Here is a 24871-nt window from a genome sequence, read left to right on the forward strand (position 1 = left end):
CATCAGCGGTTGAGTCGACCCAGCAGCTGCGCGCGCATGCGCCGCGCCTGCGTCTCGTCGAACGGTGCCAGCTCACCCCGGGCCGCTTCTGGCAGGTGTTGCCCTGCCTGCTCGCCGGGACCAAACACGTAGTACTGGAAGATCTTTGCCCACGCCTGCTTCTCGCGCGCCGGTAGATCGCGCAGGGCCCACATCGCATGCTGCAGCGCCGGCAGGGGTGAGCCGAGATAGCCAGGCGCACTGCGCCACCAGTAGTTCACCAGCACGTTGAACGGTTCCAGGCTGCGCACGTGGTGCCACCACAGGCCTGGGATGAAGATGGCATCACCGGGCTCAAGCGTGGCAGTCTGCGCGCTTGCCAGGGCATCACGGAAGCGCGGATGGCGGTCGAAATCCGGCTGGTCGAAATCCACCACGCTGACCACCTGCCCACCCGGGGTGGGCTCCATCGGTCCCGGGTAGAGGTTGTCGATCTGCTCCGGCGGAAACAGGGTGAAGCGGCGCCGGCCCACCGCGCAGCACGCCAGGTTGTCCGGAATGTCGTAATGGCAGGAGGCCGTCACCCGGTTGCCGACCCAGATGCTGGCCGAAGCATCGATGCCCTGCCCCGCCAGTCCGGCGTCGTTGTGCTGGGCGAACCCGGGCAGCGCACGCGCGATCAGCAGCGAAGCGACGTAATAGGTGGGCGGGCTCGGCGAATCGAGGTGGTCGGCGATTGCGTCCAGCACCTCTGTCAGCAGGCCACGCCGGACCTCGAAGTTCAAGCGGGTGAAATCCGCGTTGTAGAACGGACGCCCTTCGATCTCGGGGCCGCCGAAGGAATAGGGAACAGGCACGCCTGCTTCGAACCCGCGCAGGTAGGCCATGGCCTCCTGCAGGGAACGCGACCCGGCCTGCACCAATGCCCAGTCGCGCGCGATGCCGCGCAGCACCACTGGCTCGCCGGCTGCCACCAGCGCCTGCAGCGGCAGCGCCGCGGGATCCAGGTCTTCCATTGTGCGCATGGCGACGCCGTCCAGCACCGGTCAGTTCCTGCCGCCCGCGACAGCGGTATCCGCTGCGCGCAGGCGTCGCTGCTTCTCGGCGATCAGGCGGCGCAAGTTGTGCAGCGATGCCAGCATCAGATAGGCGCCCTCCAGGTAGCCGGCGCGGTTGAGTTCGGCCAGCGCCGCACCCTCCAGCAGCGCGAGGCGGTCACGGTCGACCGCATGCAGGCCGTTGACGCCGACCCGATGCTCCGCGTCGATCCGCACGTCCAGCGTGATCGGTTGGATCAACCCTTTCGCGTCGAGCGTGGCAAACATGTCCGCGGCAAAAGCATGGCCGTCGTGGATGCCGCGCAGCACCCCGGCGATATGGTCCAGATAGGGCGAGTTACCGCCCTGTGGCAGGAACACCGGCTCGCCGTGCATTGCGGTCACGCGCGGATGATCCAGATCCACGTGCAACACCGCTTCCCGGGTAAGCGCACCATCGATGTGCCCTTCCTGGAAACCGATCAGGAATGGCCCTTTCGCTGCGGCGCCGGGCAGGTAGGAGGCGTTCCAGCGACCGTCCTGCAGGAACAGGTTCTCGTGCTGTTCGAACCCCAGCAGGGCCACCGCCTGCCAGCCGCCCGTGGCGGGGTCCCTGCGCAGGAAGATGGGATATTCCCGCTGCAGTTCGGCGAACTCACTCGGATAGGCCGGCACCATGCCCACCGCGTCGCCGAACTCGGCGCCGAAGCCGGTGGCCACACGCAGGTCCCGATGGGCAATGTTGTTGAGCATTTCGTAACGCGACATGGTGTTGTCCAATCCGTCAGCAGCCTGGAACGGGTGCCGCTGTCGTGGCAGCGGCACCCCACGGTTCAGAACCTGTAACGCACGCCCAGCATGTAACGCGGGCTCTGGTCGGCCAGCTTCACGATCATCTGCGAGGTACGCGAACGCCAGCGCACATCCTCACCGGTCAGGTTGATCGCCTCCAGGCCGAACGACCAGTGGTCATCCAGGGTGTAGTTCACGCTGAGATCCCACTGTTCGTACGCCTCCACATAGTACGGATTGCGGCTGGCTCCCTGGTTGGCCAGGATCAGGTACTGGTCACGCCAGTTCCACGCCAGTCGTACCGACCAACCGTACTTCTCGTACATCAGCATCGCATTGGCCGTGTCGCTCAGTCCCGTGAGCGAGAACTGGTCGATGCCCGGGTCGCCTGCGTTGTTGAAGCCCACATCGCCATTGACCAGGGTGTAGTTGGCCAGGATGCCGAAGCCGGTATCGCCGAAGAAGTATTGCCCACCCAGTTCCCAGCCGTGGAGCTTGGCCTTGTTCTGGTTGATGGGACGATTGACGTTGAACTGGTACAGCGGATCGCCGGCCGTACCGTACAGGTCGTAGGCTGCTTCAGTGGCCAGCACCTGGGCGTCGGTACCGTTGTAGGCGCCCAACCCGGCGGGATTGTTGCGCAGCAGGGCCAGGGCGGTGAACAGCGAGGTGTCATTGGCCGAGCACGCCGCTGCATTGGCAGCGCCGACCTGTGTGACGCAGGCACCGCTGGTGAGGAACGCCAGCGCCGCCTGCGCATCCGGACCGGCGGTAGGATCGCGCAGGCCGTACAGATTCTCCTGGACAATGGTGTTGCCGACGAAATTGTCGACCGATTTGTTCCAGTAGGTCAGCGAGACGTAGCTCGCATCGGCGAAGTACCACTCCAGCGCCAGATCCAGGTTGTCCGATTCCAGCGGTTTCAGCTGCGGGTTCTGTGCGGTACCGCTGGCCCGCGAGGACGGGTCGATGAGGACCGAGCCGAACGGCTGCTGGGCGGTCGGGCCGGCATACAGGTTCCCGATCGGCGCGCGTGCGATGCTCTTGCCGAATGAGACACGCCCCTTCAGGTCCTCACGAAGATCGATGCTGAAATCCAGATTGGGCAGGATGTAGCTGTAGCTGTTCTTCTCGGTGAACGGCTGTTGTTCGTCGGACAACACCACGCGGAAGTCATTGTTGGATTGCCACTCGATGGCTTCCGGGATGGCGATGTTCGAGGTGGAGACAACATCGGTGGTTTCATAGCGCACACCCAGGCGGGTATTGGTACGCATGCCGCCCAGCTCACCATCCAGCTCCACCTGGAAGTAGGCCGACTTCGTCTTCTCTTCCACCAGGTTATCGGCGGCGCGCTGCGGGCTCACGCCGAGATTGGCGCCATAGTTGTCCGCCGCCCACTGCGCAAGGCGACCGGCATCGCCGCGCCAGGCCGTGAAGCTGTTGGCATTGAAATCGTTGAACAGCCCGACGATGTTGACCGGCTGCAGCAGGTCCATCAGCCCGTTGGCAACATCCCCGTCAACGTTGGCCACGCCCCAATCGCCCAGGGTGTTGTAATTCTCCGCTGCCTGGATGCGGTGGGTGGTCTGCTTGCTCGAGTCCACGCCAAACTGGAAGCGCCCCTTGTCGAAGCTCCACTCACCGTCGACACGCCCCTGCTTGATCTCGCTGATCTGTGTCTGCGAGTTGATGCGCAGCACCTGCGAACCGATCTCGCCCGGCGCGAAACCCGGATTGACCACGCCGTTGGTGTTGGCGATGGCATCGGCCGTGCTCGGGTACCAGACCTGGGTGCCCACCGGCAGGCCGCTGTTGAAGACCATTTCCTGCACCCATGACCCACCGCAATGCGGTCCGGCGGTGCAGTTGTTGGTGCCGGCGATGCTGCTGAAGATGGAGCCGCCACCAGTGAGCGGATCGTTCGGGCGGCTTTCATTCTTCGAGTTGTGCGCATCGAAGCTGAGCTTGAAGCGGTCGGTCACATTCCAGACCGCATTCAGGCCGAGCGAACCCAGCTTGTACTTCTGCATGCTGCGCTGCTGCTCAAGGCCGAAATCCTTGGTGCCGGCGATTTCACGGATGTAGATCGGCGTGGCAACCGCACCGCTGGTATCGAATTCGACGTCGGTGTAGTTGCTGTTCTGCAGCCACATGCCCTGCTCGCCACGATTTTCAGTGATCTCGTTGGTCGAATAGGTGTAATCCAGGGTCAAGGTCACCGCATCGGTCGGCGCGAACTGCAGCACGGCCTGGCCGTTGATGCGCTCACGCTCGAATTCGGAGAAGGCATAGCGCAGGTCGTTCGGCCGCGCATACAGCGCACCGATCGCCGGTGCATTGACCACCCTCGGGTTGCCCGGCATCGTGCCGGTCCACGGCTGCACGTTCCAGTAGTTGTCGGTGGCCTGCACCGAACCGCCCTTGCGTTTCTGGTAGCTGGCGCTCACGCCCACGCCGAAGGTCTTGTCGGGATTGGCGTAACTGAAGATGCCGGACAGTTCCGGCGTCAGGTCGTCGCCGAACGGCTGGCTGCGGTCGGAGACGGCCTTCGCCCCGGCACTGGCGACGATGCCCTCGTGGTCAAACGGCCGCGAGGTCAGGATGTTGATGGTGGCACCGATGCCACCGCTGGGAACATTGGCCTGGCTGGTCTTGTAGACCTCGATGCCATTGATGGCTTCAGCGGCCAGCTGGGCGAAGTTGAAGGCACGGGTGCCGCCGTCGACACCACCGATGGCGACCTGCCCCGACGCACCGAACGCATCGGCGCCGGGCATCTGCCGCCCGTTGAGCGTCACCATGTTGAACTGAGGGCCGAAACCACGTGCCGTTACCTGTGCGCCCTCACCGTCACGGCGCTCGATCGAGATGCCGGTGATGCGCTGCAGGGATTCGGCCAGGTTGGTATCGGGGAACTTGCCGATGTCCTCCGCACTGATCGCATCCACCACGCCGGCTGAATCACGCTTGATGTCCATGGCCTGGCTGAGGCTGTTGCGGATGCCCGTGACCTGGACGGTGTCCAGCTGTGTCGGGCTGGGCGGATTCTGCTGCCCGGCGACGGGTGCCGGCGTTGACGCCTCTTGTGCGAATGCGGGATTGATGACCAGGACGCCACCGACAAAGGTGAACATGGCCCTGGAAGTGAACTTCGCCAGCGTCCGGCTCATCGACGAGCCCTCCGGCCTGGGGTACGACGGAAAGTAGCAGCGCTCATGACTCTCCCCTCTGACATACGATCGAATGGATGTACCGCCCCTCCTGGGGGCACGTACGGGCGACGCCCGTCTTCCACACCGAACATCGCAGTGCGCTTTGCACCCACTGCGACTCAAACTCGCTTTCAGACTTGCCGGAACAGCCGCGCGGTAAAGGGGGGGGGCATCCGCTGGCCTTACACCGGCTCAGTGGTAGCGCTACCATCGCGTCACGGCGCAGACTACTCATCCGCAATCGCGCTTGTCATCATGCAGCGCAGCAAAGGAATCCAGCCTTGAAAAACGGCCATAAAGCGGTCCGTCGAAAAGCAAGCGCCGTCACCATCGATGACGTCGCTGCCCATGCCGGTGTTTCCGCCATGACGGTGTCACGCGTCATCAACGGCCATGCCGGGGTACGCGAAGGCAACCGCGAACGCGTCCTGCGCAGCGTACTGGCGCTGGACTACCGGCCCAACCCTGCTGCCTCCGCCCTGGCTGCGGCGCAGCACACCTGCATCGCCCTGATCTACACCAACCCCAGCTCCAGCTACCTGCGCGAACTGCTGGTCGGCGCGCTGCGCGGTTCCACCCGGTCGGCGGCGCAACTGGTCATCGCTGCCTGGGATGAGCTGGGCACCCCGGCGCGTCGCGAGGCGGCACGGCAACTCGCCACCACCGTGGCAGGCGTGATTCTTCCGCCGCCGCTGTGTGAATCGAAGGACATCGTCGAGGTATTCGTCAACGCGGGCATTCCCGTCGTCTCCATCGCCTCCAGCCGCTTCAGCGACAGGATCTCCTGCGTGCGCATCGACGACCGCCAGGCCAGCCATGACATGGTGTCGCACCTCATCGCCCACGGGCATACCCGCATCGGCTATATCAAGGGCGACCCGAACCAGACCGCCAGCGCGCACCGCTGGCAGGGCTACCGGGATGCACTGGCCAACGCCGGCATCGGCTACGACGACGCGCTCGTGCAACCCGGCTGCTTCACCTACCGTTCCGGCCTGGAGGCAGCCGAGCGGCTGCTGGCCCAGGGCCCGCCACCCAGTGCGATCTTCGCCAGCAACGATGACATGGCATCGGCGGTTGTTTCAGTAGCCCACCGCCGCGGCCTGCAGGTGCCGGGGGATCTTTCGGTGGTGGGCTTCGACGACACCTCCGCCGCGACCATGGTGTGGCCGGAACTGACCACCATCCATCAGCCGGTCGCAGAGATGGCGGACAACGCGATAGACATCCTGCTGCGGGAAATGCGCCGCCCCGCGTCCTCAAGGCGCGTCACTGTCAACCACGTGCTTGCGCACCAGTTGATCACGCGCGCCTCGGTATCGGCACCGCCGCTGTCCTCTGCACGCCGGGCATCCCGGATCGCAACGCGGCAAGCCCCGGACATCGATGGACAAGGGGGCTGAAGCACCCGCCGGGTCCCGGCCGGCCTACAGCCGACGCATCATCAGCTGTGCCGAGCCTGGGCACAGCTCACTGAACTGCGTCGACGCAGCGATGAATCCCGGTGCTGCATCGCGCGCGACGCGCTCATAGCCAAGCTGCTCGAAGAACGGTGCTGCCGTGGTCGTGAGAAGGAACACGGTCCTGCCACCCGCCGCCTTGGCATGCCGCTCCAACTCCACCACCAGTTGCCGCCCCAGGCCCCTGCCCTGCGACATCGGCTGGATCGCCAACGAGCGCAGGAGCACGACGTCGCGGCTCGATTCATAGCCCACGCAACCGAGCAGCTCTCCATTCAACGACGCTGCCAGAAAGGTGATCGGCCTGCCTGCACGCAGATCCTCCGTAGGCAGGCCGCTGGTCTCCAGCAGGGCCAGCACGTCGGCAGACAACGCTGTCTCCATCACTCGCATGCGGCAGCTCTCGCTTTGTTCCGGCCAGGCGACCTGCAGCGGCGACAGGGGCTCATAGCCCACTCCGCGCGGCGTGGGCGCGGTCGCTGGTGGACGCCGCCTGCTGGCAGGGAAGCGCAGTCTCCAGCGCTTCAATGACCAGAGATGCGGCATCCTGATTCAGTCGTTCGGCGGGTAGCTGCCGGATGTGCGAAGACACACGGTCGACCAGTTCATGGGGAAGAATATGTCCCTGGCCACACCACTGCCCTCGGCCTGTATCCGCAACGCCCTGGATGTAGGCGCCCGCGCGGGCGCTCGCCAGGTTCCGGCACTGATCGCCGCTGCAGAATCCGTCTTCACCCCTGCCCTGCAGGAGCTTGGCCAACTCTGCTCCGCTCACGAACCAGGTGCGCGTGACCGGCGCTGTCTGCGCCAGCGCAGATCCGGCCAGCGTGCAGAAGCAGAGCACAAGGGCGCCGGGCAAGCAGCGTGCTCTCCTGCTGACTGGATCCCTGCGGGTGCCTGTGCTTGTCATCTAGTTCTCCTGGGCCGCATGGCCGCGCTCCTGGATACGGTCGAACTGATTGCGTGGAGTGAACTGCGGGTCGTCCGCTCCGTCCAGCATGAGCTCGACCATTGCATCGAAGGTCGCAGCGGTCTCGCCGGCCTGCGCCGGCGTCATGAAGCCCGAATCGCCCTTGCCGGCGAGGTGGACCGCAGCAACCGTCTCCCGCTCACCGTCCTCGGCCCATAGGTAGTCGTGCACCAGTGCCACGCCGTGCTCACCAGGCTCAAGAAAATCGGCGGCGCCCCGCGCCATCGCCAGGAACACGACCAGATCATAGAGGTTCTCGGAATACGTCAGTGACCCTGCAACGAAGTACGCCCCGGCCCGATCGTAGGCCGCAACCCTGATGTTCTCCGCCTGCGCCGATTCCAGGAGGGCGGCCAACGCGGCGCGATTTTCCGCATGCCGGGCCAGCATTGCAGTGCAATCGGAGAGGAATTCACCCAGCTCCACATCACTGGACGCAGCCAGATCGACGCCGCCGGGCAGGCGCCACCGGCCGGCGATGGATCGCCAGTCATTCCACCTCGATGCTGCAGGCACCGGGGCCGCCAACCAGCGTGCAAGACGCTCGCGCGGCAGCTGCAGCCTGAGCAGGGCCGAATAGGGTTCGGACATGGCTCGCGCCCATTCTCTGATCTTCGACAGCTTGGCTTGTACCAAACAACGTCAGCCAAGCCAACTGCCGCTAGCGGGCACGTGCTGTTAACGCTCCCGCATTATGCTGACCGCCTCATTGGACTTCCGCGAGGTGCACCCCTTGACCAAGCTGCATACACTGATGATCGCCGGCTGCCTGTCTGCCTTCAGCCCCTTGGCCCTGGCTGAAACCGTGAACCTGACCAACAGCGCCGACGGTGCCAACCGCGAGGCCGGCATTGCTGCGGTCAAGAAAAAACTCCACGACGCGTGTACCGATCGCAAGGGCTCGCCCGACGCAGCGTCGTTCGAAGTGGTCTTTGAGAAGACCAGCGACAACCCGAACGTACCCAAGCCGTATTACGTGGACGGCAAGATGAAGTGCGAGTTGCCGGGGTGAGAGCGCGATGTCACCGGCGGCCGTGCCGCCATTACCCCCGCGGCGGCTGCGCGCCGCCCGGGGGCTCGTGCCGGAATCCTAGCGACGCAAGGCGTCGATGATCACGCCGGTGGCGATCTCCACCAGCAGGTATTCCGTATCCGACTGCCGCACCCACCGCTGACCGCGACCGGGGTCGCGCAGACGGTAATGCGCGTAGTCGTCCACCCAGTAGCGGCGGTCAACCTCGGCCCAGGGCAAGCGGTCGCCGCGGCGCCATGCCTTTTTCTGCCAGCCCGGCGGCGGTGCGTCGCGGTTGTGGGGGCCGCCTGCATGGGGCGGCGGTCCGTTGCCACGTGCATGGTGCGGCGGATCGGCCCAGGCGGTGGCAGCCATCAGGGTGATTGCAGCGCCCAGGGCAATGCCAAGCAAATGTCTGGTTTTCATGGGAATGTTCCCCGTCCAGCCGCGGTATGCGGCGTTGTGACCCGGAATATAGGGCAGCGCCTGTGAATGAATCCGTGAGCCCGACCGGACCCGATGGGCGTCCGCAAACCCGCATTCAGCAATGCGGCGCCCTCACCCTCGAATCCGGGTGGGAGTCAGGCCCAATCGGCGGCGCAGCAATCGCCTGAGTGTCGCAGAATCGCCCAAGCCCACCTGCGCGGCCACCTCTTCCACCGAAAGCCTGCCGCTTTCCAGCATCAGCCGCGCCCGGTTCAAGCGCACCGACTGGATGAGCTGCTGCGGCGGGCGCCATCATTGCCGGCGACATGTGCAGCGCCTGCAGGCGCTGGGGGCCCAATGGCCAGCTGTGGACGCTGCCGCAGTTCGTGGACGCTGCAGGCTATTCCCATCTGCACCCCCTGTGACCCGCTGACGCCGCAAGCGCATGGCCGGGCCTTGCGGACGCACGGTGCGTGTCCAGAACGCCCTTGTCAGCAGGCCGCGCTATCGATCATGCGCGATCACCCTGCGGTCGGCCGCAGTAGCGGGCGAATTCCTGAAGAAAGGCCTCTGCCGGCGCGCGATTGACCGGTTGTCTTACAGCACTGGCAATGGCCTCCGGCTCCATCTTCATGAAAGGAAAGCGCAGGAACAGTTCCTCGTTGAAGCGGGAACTGATGGTCGACAGCACAAGCCGGAGAGACGCCAGCATGTCATCGCCGCGATGGGAGGCGTGCACCAGGGCGATGGGTTTTGCAACCACAAGGTCGCCCGATACCAGCCAATCCATGGCGTTCTTCAGGCCGCCGGGAATGCCTCTTGCGTACTCAGGGCTTGAAATCACGATGCCATCGCTGGCTTCAATGCATTGCTTGAAGCGCACGACGCTGTCATGCAAGGGCAGATCTTCAAGGTCGGGAGAGAAAACGGGAAGCCCGCCGAGATCGGCGCAGGTCGTCAGCGCGATATCCGGCGGCGCGATTTCTTCCAGCGCCCTCAGCAATGCGGTGTTGGTGGACAGCCGGCGTGCACTACCGGATATGGCAAGGATCTTCATCCTGGCACGCTATCACAGGCGCCTGTCGCCGCGCCCGGCGATGGCCTGCAGCACCTCCCCGCACTTGGCAAACCCCAGGTGATCGTCCAAAGTCCGCTGCTCATGCACGGATGCACGTAGCCCATGACACGACTGCTCATCATTGAAGACAACCCCGAGCTGGTTGCCAACCTTTACGCGTTCTTCGAGCCACTGGGCTACGTACTTGACGATGCACGGGATGGTGCCAGCGGCCTGCGCAGGGCAACGCAGAATGATTACGATGCCATCCTGCTGGACCTGATGCTGCCCCGCCTTGATGGCATGGCGCTGTGCCGGACACTCCGCGAGAAGTTCCAGAACCCGGTGCCGATCCTGATGCTGACCGCCCGTGATCCGGTGGAAGACCGCGTGCAGGGGCTCGCGCTGGGTGCGGATGATTACCTGGTCAAGCCCTTTTCCCTGAAGGAGCTGGACGCGCGCATCAAGGCGCTGGTCCGCCGCGCCCAGGGCCGGCAGGTGCAGAGCGTGCTGGCCTGGGCGGACCTGCGGGTCGACACCCGTTCGCCACAGGCATGGCGCCAGGGCCAGGCCCTCAACCTGACACCGACCACGCACAAGCTGCTGATGTGCCTGATGCGGGCCGCGCCGGCGGTAGTGCGCAAGCAGGAGATGGAGTACCTGATATGGGGCGACGAGCCGCCGGAGAGCGGTGCACTACGTACGCATATCCATGAGCTGCGCCTTCAGGTGGACAGGCCGTTCGACCCTGCACTCATTGCTACCGTGCACAGTGTCGGCTGGCGCCTGGGCACGCCGGCGCCAGCACTCGCGGAATAGTCGCCACCCATGAATGCCCGCTCGCTGAAGTCCCTCTATCGAAGCTTGACCCTGAGAACGCGCATCACCGTTGCCTTCGTGTTGCTGATGGCCGGTGCCATGGGCTTCATCGTACTGGTAGAACTGGTGGACTATGACGAAGTAAGGGCCTCCGTGGTTTCAATGAGCCAGGACCGGGAGGTCCGCAGGCTGCAGGTGGCCTTGGCCCAAGGCGTGCAACCGGACCTGCCGGAAGGCAGCCAGCTGTTTGATCCGCATACGGTTCCGCAGGTGCTGCGCCGGTACGGGCTGGGTTACCACGGTGAAGCCGCACCGAACGAATGGCACCTTCGGGTCTTCGAAAGCAGCGGGCAGCGCTACTACCTGCTGCAGCACGGTGATCACTACGCCTACCTCGAGCACCTGATCAACGCCTTTGCTGCGCTGGTGATCCTGACCTGCGTGCTCTGTGCGTTCTGGATTGGTCGCCGGACGTCGGCCCACGTCATCGCGCCCATTACGCGCCTGGCTGATGCCGTGCAGAACAAGCACAAGCCCTTCCCCTTCCAGGACGCGCGCGACGAGATCGGCGTTCTGGCGCGCGCCTTTGCCCAGCACAGCGACGAACTTGAGCAGTTCCTGCAGCGTGAACAGTGCTTCGCTGGCGACGCCAGCCATGAACTGCGCACACCACTGGCGATCATCGGTGGCGCCGCCGAAACGCTGCTGCACCAGCTGCCGGCCGACAGCCGGCTGCTGGCCAGTGCCGAGCGCATTGTGCGGACCACGCAGGAAATGCAGCGCCAGCTGACCTGCCTGCTGCTGCTTTCCCGCGACCCCAGGACGGTGCCACGCAGCAACCTCCTGCTGCGACCGGTGATCGAGGAATGCATGGCGCGATGCGTGCCGTGGCTGGCAGGAAAGCCGGTGCGGCTGACCCTTGATGCGGCGCAGGACGAGCAGCTGCTGACCAATGACGTGCTGGCACAGAGCGTGATCTGGAACCTGCTGCGCAATGCGTGCCAGTACACGGAGGAAGGCGAGGTACGGGTGGAACTGCGTGGCACCACGCTGCGGGTTGCCGATACCGGCCCGGGGCTGCCGTCCAGCATCGACGCGCAGCAGTTCCAGCGCTTCGTGACCAGCGCCCGGCAGAGTGGCGAAGGTCTGGGCCTGTCCATCGTGCAGCGCGTGGTCGAGCATCTTGGCTGGCAGATGACGGTCGATACCTCGGTGCAAGGCTGCTGCTTCACCCTGCAGATGCGCCCAGCCGCAGCCGATACCTGACAGCTTCCTGACATTGCCCCTTCCACCCTTGCCGGATCTCTTCATGAAGGCAGGTACGAAATGCAGCCAGGGCAACCCAAGGGCAACGGCAAGTACGCGCACGGCAAGACCGGTCTGCGCCGCATCCTGCATACCGTGATCCATTCCCGCGACGGTTTCGTCGCGACATTCAAGGGTGAGGCCGCGTTCCGGCAGCTGCTGTTGCTGCATGGCGCGCTGGCAACCGTCGCGCTCCTGCTGGACGTCAGCCGCAGCGAGCGCGCCGTGATGCTGATGGTCTGCTTCGTCAGCCTGCTGGTGGAGCTGCTCAACTCGGCCATCGAAGCGGTGGTGGATCGCATCTCTCTGGAACACCATCCACTTTCCAAGAACGCCAAGGACATGGGCAGCGCCGCACAGAGCACGGCCCTGCTGATGGTGGCTACGGTGTGGGCCGTGGTCCTGTTGGGATGAGCAACGAACCTGACAACTTCCTGATGAACGCGTCCAGATACTGCGCGCACTTCTGGCTCAGCGGATTCTGCACGTGCGTTCATGCTTCAGGTCTGTCCCGCAACATCCGATCATGCTTGTCTGGTGCACGGCATTGTTCTTCACCACGCTGGGAAACATCGCTCTCTGGAAGACGCTCTGGTCTCTCATCGACATCCATGATCTGCGCAGCGCTTTGTTCTTCTGCAGCCTTCCGGTGCTGCTGCTGTGCCTGTTCAATCTGCTGTTCACGCCCATCGGCATGCTCCCCTATGCGCGCAAACCGGTGCTGGCGTTGCTGGTTGTCGCCAGCGCTGCGTGCACCTACTTCATGCTGCATTACAACGTACTGATCGACCGCGACATGGTGCAGAACGCGCTGGAGACCAACCAGGCTGAGATGACCTCCTACCTGTCGCTGCCGTTGCTGTTGACGGTGCTGTTGCTGGGCGCGCTGCCCACATGCGTTCTGCTGATCATGCGCAGTGGAAACAGGGGGCGTCCTTTGCGGGCGGCGCTGGTGTGGTTGGGGAATGTGCTGGCGACGCTGATGGTGCTGGCAACGGTAAGCCTGGCGTTCTACAAGGAGTATTCGTCGCTGCTCCGCAACAACCGCTACATCCGCGAGCAGGTGCTGCCGCTGAACGTCCTGCGTCACACCTATGGCTACCTCCGGAGCAGCTACAGCGCCAAGGCACAGCCGCTGCGCACGATCGGCGAAGACGCCGCGCGCACGCCCGGCGAGCGCCCGCGCCTGGTCATCCTGGTGGCCGGCGAGACGGCACGTGCAAAGAACTTCCAGCTCAACGGCTATCCGCGCCCGACCAACCCGCAGCTGTCACGCAAGGACGGCGTCATCAGCTTCCGGGACGTTGCATCCTGCGGCACATCAACGGCGGTGTCACTGCCGTGCATGTTCTCGCAGATGCCGCGGTCGCAGTACGAGGGCGTCGCTGCGGCATCGGAAGAGAACGTACTGGACATCCTGCAGCGCACCGGCGCCAGCGTGCTCTGGCGCGACAACAACAACGGTGGCTGCAAGGGCGTGTGCAACCGCGTTCCCACCGACGACATGCCGCCGCTGAAGGTGCCTGGGTTGTGCGTGAACAAGGACGGCACCTGCCATGATGAGATCCTGCTGCACCAGCTGGACACGCGCATCGCGGCCATGCAGGGTGATGGTCTGATCGTGCTGCACCAGCTGGGCAGCCATGGCCCCACCTACTTTGAACGCTATCCCGCCGACTCCAGGGCATTCAGCCCTACCTGCGACAGCAACCAGATACAGAAGTGCAGCAACGAAGCGCTGACCAACACCTACGACAATACGCTGGTCTATACCGACCGGCTGCTGGGCAAGGCCATCGACCTGCTGCAGACCTATTCGGAGCAGCGTGACGTTGCACTGATCTATGTCTCCGATCACGGCGAGTCGCTTGGCGAGCACGGTCTGTATCTGCACGGAACGCCCTACTTCATTGCGCCACGCGAGCAGACCCAGGTGCCGATGGTGATGTGGTTCTCCCCGGGCTTTGCAACCCATGCCCGCCTTGATCTGGCCTGCCTGCGCCATGCTGCAGGCACCGGCTCCTACAGCCACGACAATCTCTTCCACTCCCTGCTGGGACTGTTCGCCATCAGCAGCGGTATCTACCAGCCGGGACTGGATGTGTTCGCGGGCTGCCGCATTCCCTAGCGTGCTGGCCGGTCACAGCGTCTCTGCCAGCCGCAGTACATCCATGGGAAACGCGGCGTAATCGTCGAGCGGGGCGCTGTGGCTCTCCCGCCGTTGTATCTGCCTTACCGCCACCACGCCCTTGTCGGGAACAATGACCAGGTGCTGGCCGAGATAGCCGTTGGCGGCGTAGGCCGCTACCGGCCCTCGGTCGATGTCGAAGATGTCGCCGAGCTTCAGTCCACGCCCGGTGATTTCCGCAGTGTAGCGCTGGGGCCAGCTCGGTCCCAGCCGTTCGGCCAGGAAGCTGATCAGCGCTGACTTGCTGTCAAATACCTGGCCGTCGGCGGCCAGCAGCGCGTCCAGCATCATGGCATCCATGCTGCGAGCGCTCAGAAGCGTGGCCGCACCGGCCTTCAATCGGTAGTGCTCCCATGCGGGGATGCGCCACCACAACAGGCCGACGTCGGGGGAACGCACGCTTTCGGCGGTCATCAACGCCACCGAGCGTTCGCTCAGCAACCGCTTGCCGCCCGGGGTGACACCGCCGTCCAGCATCAATCGTCCGATCGCTGCAAGATCAACCGCCGACAGCGACAGCCCGGCCATGCCCATGGGCGTCCCGGCCTGGTCCTTCATCCATGCATGGCCGGTGATGCCAAGCGGCTTGAACAACCGTTCGTCCAGATAGATATCCAGTGGCTTGCCGGCAAGCCGCTGCACGATGTCCGGCAGAAGATTGGTCGCCTTGTTGTTGTAGGCGAAGGTGGTGCCTGGATCGCTGGACACCTCGGCCGCCAGCGCCAGCTTCACCAGATCCGGCGCGCCCTCCAGTTCCACCCCCGCGTTGGCCACGTTCTGCAGGCCGGAGGTGTGGTCCATCAACATCCGGATCGTGATGTCACGCTTCCTGCCCTGGCGCCATTCCGGGTACACCGTGCTGACCGGTTCGTCGATGGATGCGAGCTTGCCGTCATCGAGCAGCAGCCCGATGGCCAGGGCGACGACGGACTTGGTCGCCGACATCAGGTGGATGCGGTCTTCACCGGCTGCCGGCGCGATCTGCAGCAGCACCCCGCGCCCGCTTTCAATGTAGACCGCGTCGGAATGCGCGTTGCGGGCATTCCGCTCTATCGCTGCCAAGGCATCAGGCGTGTTGGCTGCGGCCACAAACGGGTGTAATACCAGGAAGACTATGCAGGCAAGCAGACATGCTCTCATGGCGGGCTCCTTCAATGGACACAGAGATAATGACTACATTTGTAGTCAATCTGCAGTGCATGAAGTCATGCTTCCTGGACTGAAATCGAGCGTGCGCTGAATGCCTGGTCGGGCCATGGCGAAAGCCGGATGGCCTTGAGACGTCGACTCAATGTTCCCGGGGAGTCTTTCAGGCCACCGGCAGCGTCATCCCATAGGCGCGCATGAAGAGCGCCACGGTTGCTTCACTCCCGGACACGGGCATCGCCCCATGAGGCAGGCCATGTTCTGTGAGGATGAGCCTGAGGAACTTCTCACTGTCACCCGGGTGGCTCGAGCGGACCGGGGCGCTCGCCATCGCTCGTGTCGCAAGGTCCAGATACGGTTCCAGTTTCGTGCTCCAGTGTTCCATGTAGACATCACGCGCATGATCAGAACGCGACAGCGTCCGGCAGAAGGCTTGACATGCCGGGTCCGCTGCCAACCGTTCGATGCCGTCACTGATGCGCATCAGCACATCACCAAGATCCATTGCTCCGTGCGCGTCGAGCCGGGCATCCGGTATCAATGCCAGATGGCCGTCCATGACCGCCCTGTAGAGCCGCGCCTTGTCACGATAGTGCGCATAGATCGTGACCTTGGTAACGCCACAGACCTCGGCAATGCGCTTCATCGTCGCGTTCTCGAACCCTTCTTCCGCAAACACAGTGCCGGCGGCATCCAGCATCCAGCGCCGGCTCAACGCCCGTGCACCTTCCCAGCGCAGGGCGGTTTTGCTTGGGAAGCCGCTGGAGGCAGCCACGCTCACATGCGCCTGAACAGTGCACTGGCATTGACGCCGCCAAAACCAAATCCATTGGTCAACGCGAACTCGATGCCAGCCGTGCGCGGCACGCCGGCGACGATCGAAAGCCCTTCGGCCAACGGATCGGGGCGGCCGAGGTTGAGTGTCGCTGGTGCGACCTGATCGCGCAAAGCAAGCACGGTAAAGATGGCTTCGATGCCGCCAGCTGCCCCGAGCAGGTGCCCGGTGCTGGACTTGGTGGCAGAGATCAGAAGATCTGGGCGGGCACCGAACAGGGCACGCATGGCCGCAAGCTCTGCCCGATCCCCCACCTGGGTCGAGGTTGCGTGCGCGTTGATGTGGTCGACCTGCCCGGCGGCAATGCCCGCCTGCGCCAGCGCGATCTCCATCGCCCTGCGCGCACCACTGCCGTCGTCGGGGCCCGAAGTCAGATGATACGCATCGGAGGTGGTGCCGTAGCCGACCAGCTCGGCCAGCGGGGTGGCGCCACGCGCCAGCGCATGATCCAGCCGCTCGATCACCAGCAGCCCTGCCCCTTCGGACATGACGAAGCCGTCCCGCTGCTCATCAAACGGGCGGGACGCTGCCTGTGGCGTGTCGTTGAACGACGTGCTCAGTGCCTTGGCCGCCGCAAAGCCGCCCAGGCTGACCCGATGCATCGCAGCTTCCGCGCCGCCACACAGTGCAATGTCCGCCTCGCCGGACCGGATGAGGCGCGCCGCATCACCAATGGCTTGGACGCCCGCCGCGCATGCCGTGACGGGTGCGCTCTGCGGCCCCTTGAACCCGTACCGGATCGACGCCTGCCCTGCCGCCATATTGGCCAGGAAGGTAGGCGCAGTGAAAGGCGACAACCGGCCAGGCCCACGGCTTTCGGTGGTGTGCACCGCATTGACGATGGATCCAAAGCCACCGATCCCCGTCGCAATCACGGTCGCCGTTCGCAGCAGGCCACGCTCATCAGCCTCACACCACCCGGCCTGCGCAAGCGCTTCGTGAGCGGCTACCAGCGCGAACTCGACAAACCGGTCCATCTTCTTCAGATCTTTCGGCGCGATGATGTCGCTGGAGTAGAGGCCCGCCTCAGGATCCTGCACCCGGTCGGGCACGCGGCCGCCTACGTTGCAGCCCGTTCCGGCGGAAAGCGCATCGCCCAGCGGGCCAATTCCGGAACGTCCCGCCAGCAGGCGCGACCACACCGTTTCCACGCCGCAGCCCAGCGGGCTCACCACACCCATTCCGGTCACTACGATGCGATCTTTGTCGGCAATGTTCATGACTCACTTCCCATGTAAAAGAGATCCAGGCCACTTTCAGGCAACGCGGGTCTTGTCCGCTCGGACCTTGAACCAGATGGCATACATCGCCGGGAGGAAGACCAGCGTCATCACGGTGCCGGCGATGGTGCCGCCGATCAACGTGTAGGCAAGCGTTCCCCAGAACACCGAATGGGTCAGCGGAATGAAGGCCAGCACCGCTGCCAGGGAGGTCAGGATCACCGGGCGCGCCCGGTGAACCGTCGCCTCGATGATCGCGTGGAAGGTTTCCATCCCGGCTTCCTCGTTTTCGTGGATCTGACCGATAAGGATGAGCGTGTTGCGCATCAGGATGCCCGACAATGCAATCAGTCCAACCAGGGCGTTGATGCCAAACGGCTGCTGGAACAACAGCAGGGTCGGGACCACGCCGATCAGGCCGAGGGGGCTGGTCATGAAGACCATGATCATTGCGGAGATGGAGCGCACCTGCAGGATGATGATCAGCAAGGTGATCGCCAGCATGATCGGGAACAGCGGCAGCATGGCGCTCATCGCCTTGCCGGACTCTTCAATGGCGCCGGCCTGGGCAATGGCATATCCCTCGGGAAGCGAGGCGATGAGTGGCTGAAGCTGCCTGCTGATGGCCGCCGATACGTCCGGTGGCTGCAGGGCATCGTCGATATCACCGCGCACGGTGATGGTCGGCACGCGATCGCGCCGCCGCAGTACCGGCTCTTCCATGCGCACTTCGACAGCGCCGATCTGGGACAACGGCACGCGCTGGCCACCGGCGCCGACCAAAGTGAAATCGGCAATGCGCGCCGGGTCCAGGCGCGTATCCCCGCCAGATCGGGCAACCACTTCGACGGTGCGGATGTCCTCGCGAACGGCAGTGACCGGCACCCCGCTGAGGAAGAACTGCAACTGCTGCGAGACAGACGCAGAGGTCATGCCCATCGCCTGCAGGCGGTCCTGATCCAACGTGAAGTGCAACGTTGGCGTGCGAACGCCCCAGTCGGTGTTCACGGTGCGCATCATCGGGCTGGCGTGCATGATCTGCTCGACCTTGGCCGCAATGCCGCGGATGACATTCGGATCCGGGCCACTGACCCGATAGGCCACCGGATAAGGCGAGTAAGGTCCGAACACCAGCTGCGTGACGCGCACGCGTGCTTCAGGCGCCAGTCCCTCTGCCACTGCCTGGCGGAGCCTTGCCTTCAGCGCATCGCGCTGTTGCTGGCTGTCGGTGCGGACGACGATCTTGGCAAACGCGGGATCGGGGAGCTCCGGCGAAATGGCGAGGTAGAAGCGCGGCGCGCCCTGGCCGATGTAGGCCGTGACGATCTTCGACTCCTCCTGCGCGGACAGCCACTTCTCCACCTTCCTGGCCGCCAGGCTGGTCTGTTCGATGGCGGTGCCGTAGGGCATCTGTACCTCGACCAGTACCTCCGGGCGATCAGAGATGGGGAAGAACTGCTTCTTCACCAACCCCATGCCTGCCACCGAAAGCACGAACAGGCCGATTACCGAACCTGCGGCCAGCCACTTGCGCGCAATCACGCGCGCCAGGATCGACCGGAAGCGGTTGTAGCGCGGCGTATCGTAGAGACTGCTGTGGCCGCGCTCCACGGCCTTCAGTTCAGGCAGAAGCTTCACGCCAAGATAGGGCGTGAAGAAAACCGCGACCACCCACGACACGATCAGCGCAATGCCGACGATCCAGAACATGTTGCTGGTGTATTCGCCGGCAGTTGAGCGGGCAAAGCCATTGGGCATGAAGCCCACGGCCGTGACGAGGGTGCCGGCCAGCATCGGCGCCGCCGTATGGCTCCAGGCATAGGCCGATGCCTTGATCCGGCTGTAGCCCTCTTCCATCTTCACCACCATCATTTCGATGGCAATGATCGCGTCATCGACCAGCAAGCCCAGCGCCAGGATCAGCGAACCGAGCGTGATGCGATCAAAGTTCTTTCCGGTGGCAGCCATCACCATGAACACCGCGGCCAGCGTCAACGGTACGGCAGCTGCCACCACGATGCCGACACGCCAGCCCATGCTGACGAAGCACACCACCATCACCACCAGCAGTGCGACGAAGAACTTCATCATGAACTCGTCGACCGAGGCGCTGATGTTCACCGCCTGATCGGTGACTTTCTCCAAGGCCATCCCCACCGGCAGGCCGTCGTTGATCTTCTTGACCTCAGCGTCGAGCGAGGCGCCCAGATCCAGGCCGTTCCAGCCGTCGCGCATGACGATCCCGAGCAGCATGGCGGGCTCGCCCCCGTTGCGGAGCATGAAGGTCGACGGATCTTCATAGCCGCGCTTGACGGTGGCGATGTCCTGCAGCTTCAGCGTCCTGCCCTGCGCAACGATGGGGGTATCCCGGATCTTCTGCAGCTGATCCAGCGCGCCGTCGAGGCGGATGAAAATCTGCGGGCCCTTGGCCTCCACGGAGCCGGCGGGCGTCAACGCGTTCTGCCCGTTCAGCGCGGCGAACACTGCCTGCGGCGTGATGCCCAGGTTGGCCAGACGTTGGTGGGAAAGCTCCACATAGATCCGCTCGGACTGCTCGCCGATGATATTGACCTTCTTTACCCCCGGGACATGCAGCAGGCGCTGGCGAAGGGTTTCGGCGTCACGTGCAAGCGCGCGGAACGGCTCGCCCTTGGCTTTTAACGCGAACAGCGCGAAGGTGACATCGGCGTATTCGTCATTGACCATTGGGCCGATGACACCTGCGGGCAGGTTTGCGGCTTCGTCGGCCATCTTCTTGCGCGCCTGGTAGAACTCTTCCTGCACCTCCGAAGGAGGCGTACCGTCCTGCAGGGTCAGCGTGGTGAAAGACAGGCCGGGACGCGTATATGTTTCGCTGCGGTCATACCAGCGCAGCTCCTGCAGGCGTTTTTCCAGCTTCTCGGCCACCTGGTCCTGCATCTCCGTGGGCGTGGCACCCGGCCACGCCGTGATCACTGTCATCACCTTGACAGTGAACGCCGGGTCCTCTGCGCGGCCCAGCTGGAAGAACGACACGATGCCGGCAACCGAGACCAGGAAGATCAGAAAGACGGTAATCGCGCGCTCGCGCACCGCAAGCGCCGACAGGTTGAACCCACTCACGGGTGGGCTCCCTTGCCAGCGGTGGTCGTGGCGGTATCGGCCAGACGAACGACCTGCCCTTCGCGGAGCAGGTGCGCGCCCAGCGCGGCCACGCGGTCGGATGCACTCAACGCGCCCTCAACCAGGGCCTGGTCGTCACCCAATCGCTTGACCACTACCGGCGTCCAACGGGCTTTGAGTGGCTCGCCGCCGATGACCCAGACACCGGCCCCGTTGCCGGGATCGAACACCGCGCCCAATGGGACCTCAACGCCCCCCGCCCTGCCTGCAGCTGCGGTGCCTTCAACCGCTACCGCCACGGTGGACCCCAACGGCAATGCCGTGCTGCCGTCCTCCAGGGTGTAGCGGGCTTCAAAGGTGCGGGTTGCGGGGTCTGCCGATTCAGAGAGCACACGCAACCGTGCCGGAATCCTGCCACTTGCCCCGAACAGGGAAGCGGACGCCGCCGAGCCGATCTGCGGCCGAAGTGTCTCGGGCAGCTGGACGACGGCCTCGCGGCTGCCTGCACGAGCAAGCCGGGCGACGATCTGCCCCGCTGCAACGACCTGGCCGGGCTCGGCCAGAATGTTCATGACCACTCCATCGGCATCGGCAACAAGTGCCGTGTACTGACTGGCATTGCGCGCGACACGGGCTTGGGCTTCGGCTGCCTTGAACTGCGCGGACGCCGCGTCTGCGGCAGCCTTGATCTGATCGTAGGCCGACCGGGATACAACGCCCTTGGCCGCCAGGTCGCGATAGCGCGCCTCGTCCGCGGTGGCTTGCACATTCTGCGCACGGGCTGCGATGACGGCCTGCTGCTGGGACGCTGCGGCCAGGTTCAGATCGATGGGATCAATTCGATACAGCAAGTCGCCGCGCTTGACCGTCTGCCCCGTCTCGACCAGGCGCTCGGTGATCTTGCCCCCCACCCGGAAGGCCAGATCGCTCTGCACCCGTGCGGCGACGATGCCAGTGAAGGTCCGCGCATTTCCCGTGTCCGGCTGCACCTGGGCGACCCGGACGATGGGCGGCGCGGTTCGGGGGTCGCTTTCACCCGCCCTGCTGCAGGCCACAAGGAGCAACGGAACAACACAGGAAATGGCTGGGAGTACAAAACGGCGACGCATGCGGCCTTCCGGAGTGGGGTGTCCGGACGCATTTTGTTCCTAGTGACTCATTTCGTCAATAGTCACTACTGGTGTGGCTGCAAGCTCCTGAGGACCAGTTCCTGCAAGGCTTTGGGCGCTTCTTCGTGCAAGGGCGCCAGGTGCGGCAGCGTCACCGGGTTCAGATAAGGAAGCAGGACCTGATAGACCGCGCGGCCGGTCTCTTCAAGTGATGTCCGGCTCTCGAACGCTCCGCAGGCACGTCCCTCCTTGATGATGTCTTCAACAAGCTGCCCGATCCGGTCTTGATACGCCTTCGCTGATGGCCATTGATCCGTCGCGGCGGCGACGGCGATTTCATACAGGCGCCGATCCTGCAGAAACAGGCGAAGACCGGCCTCCACAATGACGGTGAACAACACACGCAGCCTATCGTCAGGCGCTTGCACCCCCTGCAGGGCCTGACGAACCTCGCTTTCGATCTGACCGAGGCAATTGGCGCAGATCACCTCACCAATGGCCTGCTTGGAGGCAAAAAACTTGTAGATGTAAGCCTTGGAAAAACCGATGGCTTTGGCAAGGTCGGACACCGTGGTCTTGTCGTAGCCGTAATGGCTGAAATGCGCGGTGGCGGCCACGATGATCTGGGTGCGCACGTCGTGCTCGGCGGGGCCGCGCCCGCCGTCGAGTGCTGCGGAGGTCGAAGTAGACATCGTGGAAGCGTAGCGCCGCGCCGTCACGCCGGCAAATGGTGACCGTTTGGGTATCGGTCCACCACCCGCCCGGCGGCTGTTTGATTTTCAGCTCCGGCAAAAGAGCAGGCAAGGCAAAGCGAAAGCAGCTGCCAAATGATCCTCGTCGCGCGCCTCATCAGCCTCATGCCTCTACGGCAACCGCCGAGCCGGATGTGGACGCAGCATCGGCGGCCGTGACATAGGCGAGCAATGCCGCAAACAGCAGCAAGCCCGCACTGGCCAGGAATGTGCAGGCGAAACCAACACTGTCCAACAGCACGCCGCCAAGGCTGGAACCCAGCGCGATCGAGCACTGCACCACCGCTACCATCAGCCCGCCGCCCGCTTCAGCGTTGTTGGTGAACGTGCGTGCCAGCCAGCTCCACCAACCCACCGGCGCAGCCGTGGCCAGCAGACCCCATACCGAAAACAGTGCGGCCGTCGGCCAGAGTTGAGGCCCCAGCGCCACGAGCGCCGCGGCAATCACCGCCATCAGGATCGGGACGGCCACCAGTGTGCGATAGAGACCACGCCTGATGAATGCCCCGATCGCGAGCGTGCCGACAACGCCGCTTGCACCAATGGCCAGCAGCACCAGCGGAACGGCGGATTCCCCTGCACCCGTGACCTTTTCCAGGAACGGGCGCACATAGGTGAACAAGGCAAACTGCCCCATGAAGAAGATGCCGCACGCCGCCATTCCCAACATCACAACCCGCCGCCGCAACAGGGCCAGCACCCCGCCCCGGGATCGCCGTCGTTCCGCGGCCATGGAAGGAAGACACAGCCACTGCCATGCCAGCGCGATGGCTGCCACAGGCAGGAGGCACAGGAATGCCCCACGCCATCCGATCACGCCGCCAAGGTAGCTGCCCAAGGGGGCAGCCACTACCGTTGCCAGCGCGTTGCCGCCATTGAAGATCGCCAGTGCTCGCGGCACCTGCGCTGCTGGAACCAGCCGCATGGCCGTGGCCGCAGACAAGGACCAGAAGCCACCGATCACCACGCCGATCAATGCCCGGCCCATCATGTAGATCGGGTAGCTGGGAGCCAATGCCACCACCACGCCGGATACCGCCATCAATGCGGTGAGCGTCAGCAGCACTGTCTTCCGGTTGATGCTCCCGGCCAAGCGGGAGATCGACAGGCTGGTCAGCACGGCGAAGGCACCAGAGATGGCAATCCCATACCCGGCCAGCCCTTCGCTCACGCCAAGGTCAGCCGCCAAGGGCGTAAGCAGGCTCACCGGCATGAATTCAGAGGCGATCAGTGCGAACACGCACAGCGTCATTGCCAGCACCCCGCCCCAGTTGGCCCGGTCGGCCGTCGCGTCGTTGCTGCTCATTTCCCAGCCAGGCCTTGCTGGAAGAACGTCGCCAACCTTGCGAAGGGAATCAGGTCGGTGCGGTCATACAGGTCTACATGACCGGCATCCTTCACCCAGTAGAGCTCCTTCGGCTGCCCTGCCCTGCGGTACGCGTCCTCGCTGAACTCACGCGAGTGGGCGTGGTCGCCAGAGATGAACAGCATCGGCCTGGGCGAGATGGTCTCGATATCGTTGAAGGGGTAGAAATTGACGAACTTGACCAAGCTGCTGAACAGCGGCTGGGTGGTCAAGTCGCTGCGCTCGCCTTCGGCAGTGTAAGCGCCACGCGACGTGCGGTAGAAATCAAAGAACTCGCGCTGCACTTCGGACGCATCGGCCTCGAGCTTGTTCACGGTGCCAGGTACATGGACTGCCGGCCCACCGTTGAACTCGACCAGACGCTGGTCCGTTGCAGCCTTGATCATCTGCCTGCGCTGCTCCAGCGATTGCGCGTGGTTCAGCCCTTGGCGCGCGGCGGCTCCCATGTCATACATGCTGACCGTAGCGATTGCCTTGATGCGCGGGTCGATCTTGGCTGCGCTGATCACGAAACTGCCACTGCCACAGATGCCCAGGCCACCAATCCGCTGTGGATCCACGAACGACTGCGTGCTCAGGAAGTCCACCGCCGCGCTGATGTCGTCCGAATAGATTTCAGGCGACACCAGGTGCCGCGGGGTACCCGCGCTCTCTCCCCAGAAGGAAAGATCGATCGCCAACGTAACGAAACCCTGCTCAGCCAGCTTCTGCGCATACAGCTGTGAGCTCTGCTCCTTCACCGCGCCCATCGGGTGTCCGACCACCACGGCGGGTGCGCGGCCGCCATGCGTCAGGCCCTGCGGCCGGTACAGCGTCCCGACCACTTCCATCTGGTACTGGTTGCGGAAGCTGACGCGCTCGCCTTTTACGCTGGCGCTTCTGTAGAAATTGTCGGCGCCGGCGGTTCGTGTGGCCGCCGGCGCCTCAGCGGACAAGGCCGACTGCGGAACGAAATGGCTGGCGATCAGTGCCAACAGCAGGGTAGTGGGTTTCATGTGCGGACGGCCTCAGTGGGGACTCAGGTCGCCACGATAGGCGCCGCCCGCTACCGCGATAAGCCAGCTGAAAGTTGATGCATTAT

Annotated in this window: 22 protein-coding genes; 6 read left to right on the top strand and 16 right to left on the bottom strand. The window is 64.2% G+C overall.

Annotated features, from left to right (window positions below):
- Positions 1-2: 2 nt before the first annotated feature.
- The 3 genes from LC407_RS07060 to LC407_RS07070 form a co-directional block, all read right to left on the bottom strand.
- Positions 3-1022: a cupin-like domain-containing protein gene (locus LC407_RS07060; protein WP_223482481.1), complete on the bottom strand. Its 1020-nt coding sequence runs from the start codon at positions 1020-1022 to the stop codon at positions 3-5.
- Positions 1023-1025: 3 nt separating this feature from the next.
- On the bottom strand, positions 1026-1784 hold the full coding sequence (locus LC407_RS07065; RefSeq protein WP_223482482.1) for a SapC family protein: 759 nt from the start codon (positions 1782-1784) through the stop codon (positions 1026-1028).
- Between the two features lie 65 nt (positions 1785-1849).
- The gene (locus LC407_RS07070; RefSeq protein ID WP_080148772.1) at positions 1850-4981 is read right to left on the bottom strand and encodes a TonB-dependent receptor; all 3132 of its coding nucleotides are present in this window, start codon (positions 4979-4981) and stop codon (positions 1850-1852) included.
- 407 nt (positions 4982-5388) lie between these two features.
- Between LC407_RS07070 and LC407_RS07075 the strand changes: the two genes are divergently transcribed.
- Positions 5389-6426 carry a LacI family DNA-binding transcriptional regulator gene (locus LC407_RS07075; RefSeq protein WP_317850714.1) on the top strand — a complete coding sequence of 346 codons (1038 nt, stop codon included), beginning with the start codon at positions 5389-5391 and terminating at the stop codon, positions 6424-6426.
- 24 nt (positions 6427-6450) lie between these two features.
- Here the strand turns inward: LC407_RS07075 and arsN2 are convergent, their stop codons facing one another.
- From arsN2 to LC407_RS07090, 3 genes are all read right to left on the bottom strand, one after another.
- On the bottom strand, positions 6451-6855 hold the full coding sequence (gene arsN2, locus LC407_RS07080) for an arsenic resistance N-acetyltransferase ArsN2 (protein ID WP_170919583.1): 405 nt from the start codon (positions 6853-6855) through the stop codon (positions 6451-6453).
- A gap of 73 nt (positions 6856-6928) precedes the next feature.
- Positions 6929-7342 (bottom strand): Rap1a/Tai family immunity protein, encoded by a 414-nt coding sequence (locus LC407_RS07085; RefSeq protein WP_080148769.1) that lies wholly within the window; start codon positions 7340-7342, stop codon positions 6929-6931.
- A 51-nt stretch (positions 7343-7393) separates the two neighbouring features.
- A complete protein-coding gene (locus tag LC407_RS07090; protein WP_223482483.1) occupies positions 7394-8044 on the bottom strand; it encodes a hypothetical protein in 651 nt (216 codons plus the stop codon).
- Positions 8045-8186: 142 nt separating this feature from the next.
- On the opposite strand from LC407_RS07090, the gene LC407_RS07095 reads away from it, so the two are divergent.
- Positions 8187-8465, top strand: a complete 279-nt coding sequence (locus LC407_RS07095) for a hypothetical protein (protein ID WP_033832140.1) — start codon at positions 8187-8189, stop codon at positions 8463-8465.
- Positions 8466-8543: 78 nt separating this feature from the next.
- On the opposite strand, the gene LC407_RS07100 is transcribed toward LC407_RS07095, so the two are convergent.
- Entirely contained in the window at positions 8544-8891 is a 348-nt protein-coding gene (locus LC407_RS07100) for an RcnB family protein (RefSeq protein WP_080148767.1), read from the bottom strand.
- Positions 8892-9402: 511 nt separating this feature from the next.
- Positions 9403-9948, bottom strand: a complete 546-nt coding sequence (locus LC407_RS07110; RefSeq protein WP_223482484.1) for an NADPH-dependent FMN reductase — start codon at positions 9946-9948, stop codon at positions 9403-9405.
- Positions 9949-10071: 123 nt separating this feature from the next.
- Here LC407_RS07110 and LC407_RS07115 point away from each other — a divergent pair, with 123 nt between their 5' ends.
- The 4 genes from LC407_RS07115 to LC407_RS07130 all read left to right on the top strand — a co-directional run bounded on the left by LC407_RS07115 (position 10072) and on the right by LC407_RS07130 (position 14200).
- Positions 10072-10767 (top strand): response regulator transcription factor, encoded by a 696-nt coding sequence (locus LC407_RS07115; RefSeq protein ID WP_223482485.1) that lies wholly within the window; start codon positions 10072-10074, stop codon positions 10765-10767.
- Positions 10768-10776: 9 nt separating this feature from the next.
- Positions 10777-12033, top strand: coding sequence for a HAMP domain-containing sensor histidine kinase (locus LC407_RS07120; protein WP_223482486.1), 1257 nt, complete (start codon positions 10777-10779; stop codon positions 12031-12033).
- Between the two features lie 60 nt (positions 12034-12093).
- The gene (locus tag LC407_RS07125) at positions 12094-12486 is read left to right on the top strand and encodes a diacylglycerol kinase (RefSeq protein WP_218787513.1); all 393 of its coding nucleotides are present in this window, start codon (positions 12094-12096) and stop codon (positions 12484-12486) included.
- A gap of 112 nt (positions 12487-12598) precedes the next feature.
- Positions 12599-14200, top strand: a complete 1602-nt coding sequence (locus LC407_RS07130; protein ID WP_223482487.1) for a phosphoethanolamine--lipid A transferase — start codon at positions 12599-12601, stop codon at positions 14198-14200.
- Positions 14201-14212: 12 nt separating this feature from the next.
- Here LC407_RS07130 and LC407_RS07135 read toward each other — a convergent pair whose 3' ends face one another.
- The 8 genes from LC407_RS07135 to LC407_RS07170 all read right to left on the bottom strand — a co-directional run bounded on the left by LC407_RS07135 (position 14213) and on the right by LC407_RS07170 (position 24785).
- The gene (locus LC407_RS07135; protein WP_223482488.1) at positions 14213-15400 is read right to left on the bottom strand and encodes a serine hydrolase domain-containing protein; all 1188 of its coding nucleotides are present in this window, start codon (positions 15398-15400) and stop codon (positions 14213-14215) included.
- Between the two features lie 169 nt (positions 15401-15569).
- Complete coding sequence (locus LC407_RS07140; RefSeq protein WP_223482489.1) at positions 15570-16181, bottom strand: TetR/AcrR family transcriptional regulator; 612 nt, start codon at positions 16179-16181, stop codon at positions 15570-15572.
- 2 nt (positions 16182-16183) lie between these two features.
- Positions 16184-17461, bottom strand: a complete 1278-nt coding sequence (gene fabF / locus LC407_RS07145; RefSeq protein ID WP_223482490.1) for a beta-ketoacyl-ACP synthase II — start codon at positions 17459-17461, stop codon at positions 16184-16186.
- A 36-nt stretch (positions 17462-17497) separates the two neighbouring features.
- Positions 17498-20563, bottom strand: a complete 3066-nt coding sequence (locus LC407_RS07150; protein WP_223482491.1) for an efflux RND transporter permease subunit — start codon at positions 20561-20563, stop codon at positions 17498-17500.
- Positions 20560-21672 (bottom strand): efflux RND transporter periplasmic adaptor subunit, encoded by a 1113-nt coding sequence (locus LC407_RS07155; protein ID WP_223482492.1) that lies wholly within the window; start codon positions 21670-21672, stop codon positions 20560-20562. Before LC407_RS07155 ends, LC407_RS07150 begins: the two co-directional genes overlap by 4 nt.
- Positions 21673-21737: 65 nt before the next feature.
- Entirely contained in the window at positions 21738-22364 is a 627-nt protein-coding gene (locus LC407_RS07160; protein ID WP_059064256.1) for a TetR/AcrR family transcriptional regulator, read from the bottom strand.
- A 163-nt stretch (positions 22365-22527) separates the two neighbouring features.
- Positions 22528-23730: an MFS transporter gene (locus LC407_RS07165; protein ID WP_223482493.1), complete on the bottom strand. Its 1203-nt coding sequence runs from the start codon at positions 23728-23730 to the stop codon at positions 22528-22530.
- Positions 23727-24785, bottom strand: coding sequence for an alpha/beta hydrolase (locus tag LC407_RS07170; RefSeq protein WP_223482494.1), 1059 nt, complete (start codon positions 24783-24785; stop codon positions 23727-23729). The genes LC407_RS07165 and LC407_RS07170 overlap by 4 nt, the downstream gene beginning before the upstream one ends.
- Between the last annotated feature and the right edge of the window lie 86 nt (positions 24786-24871).

This window comes from Stenotrophomonas sp. OVS01A (assembly GCF_019969775.1).
GTDB lineage: Bacteria > Pseudomonadota > Gammaproteobacteria > Xanthomonadales > Xanthomonadaceae > Stenotrophomonas > Stenotrophomonas indicatrix.

Excerpts from the sequence above, each read along its gene's own strand:
- LC407_RS07065 (WP_223482482.1), bottom strand. The coding sequence starts at position 1,784 with ATGTCGCGTTACGAAATGCTCAACAACATTGCCCATCGGGACCTGCGT.
- LC407_RS07130 (WP_223482487.1), top strand. The coding sequence starts at position 12,599 with ATGCTTGTCTGGTGCACGGCATTGTTCTTCACCACGCTGGGAAACATC.
- LC407_RS07135 (WP_223482488.1), bottom strand. The coding sequence starts at position 15,400 with ATGAGAGCATGTCTGCTTGCCTGCATAGTCTTCCTGGTATTACACCCG.
- fabF (WP_223482490.1), bottom strand. The coding sequence starts at position 17,461 with ATGAACATTGCCGACAAAGATCGCATCGTAGTGACCGGAATGGGTGTG.
- LC407_RS07090 (WP_223482483.1), bottom strand. The coding sequence starts at position 8,044 with ATGTCCGAACCCTATTCGGCCCTGCTCAGGCTGCAGCTGCCGCGCGAG.
- LC407_RS07155 (WP_223482492.1), bottom strand. The coding sequence starts at position 21,672 with ATGCGTCGCCGTTTTGTACTCCCAGCCATTTCCTGTGTTGTTCCGTTG.
- LC407_RS07170 (WP_223482494.1), bottom strand. The coding sequence starts at position 24,785 with ATGAAACCCACTACCCTGCTGTTGGCACTGATCGCCAGCCATTTCGTT.
- LC407_RS07165 (WP_223482493.1), bottom strand. The coding sequence starts at position 23,730 with ATGAGCAGCAACGACGCGACGGCCGACCGGGCCAACTGGGGCGGGGTG.
- LC407_RS07075 (WP_317850714.1), top strand. The coding sequence starts at position 5,389 with ATGACGGTGTCACGCGTCATCAACGGCCATGCCGGGGTACGCGAAGGC.
- LC407_RS07120 (WP_223482486.1), top strand. The coding sequence starts at position 10,777 with ATGAATGCCCGCTCGCTGAAGTCCCTCTATCGAAGCTTGACCCTGAGA.
- LC407_RS07160 (WP_059064256.1), bottom strand. The coding sequence starts at position 22,364 with ATGTCTACTTCGACCTCCGCAGCACTCGACGGCGGGCGCGGCCCCGCC.
- LC407_RS07110 (WP_223482484.1), bottom strand. The coding sequence starts at position 9,948 with ATGAAGATCCTTGCCATATCCGGTAGTGCACGCCGGCTGTCCACCAAC.
- LC407_RS07125 (WP_218787513.1), top strand. The coding sequence starts at position 12,094 with ATGCAGCCAGGGCAACCCAAGGGCAACGGCAAGTACGCGCACGGCAAG.
- LC407_RS07070 (WP_080148772.1), bottom strand. The coding sequence starts at position 4,981 with ATGAGCCGGACGCTGGCGAAGTTCACTTCCAGGGCCATGTTCACCTTT.
- LC407_RS07100 (WP_080148767.1), bottom strand. The coding sequence starts at position 8,891 with ATGAAAACCAGACATTTGCTTGGCATTGCCCTGGGCGCTGCAATCACC.
- LC407_RS07115 (WP_223482485.1), top strand. The coding sequence starts at position 10,072 with ATGACACGACTGCTCATCATTGAAGACAACCCCGAGCTGGTTGCCAAC.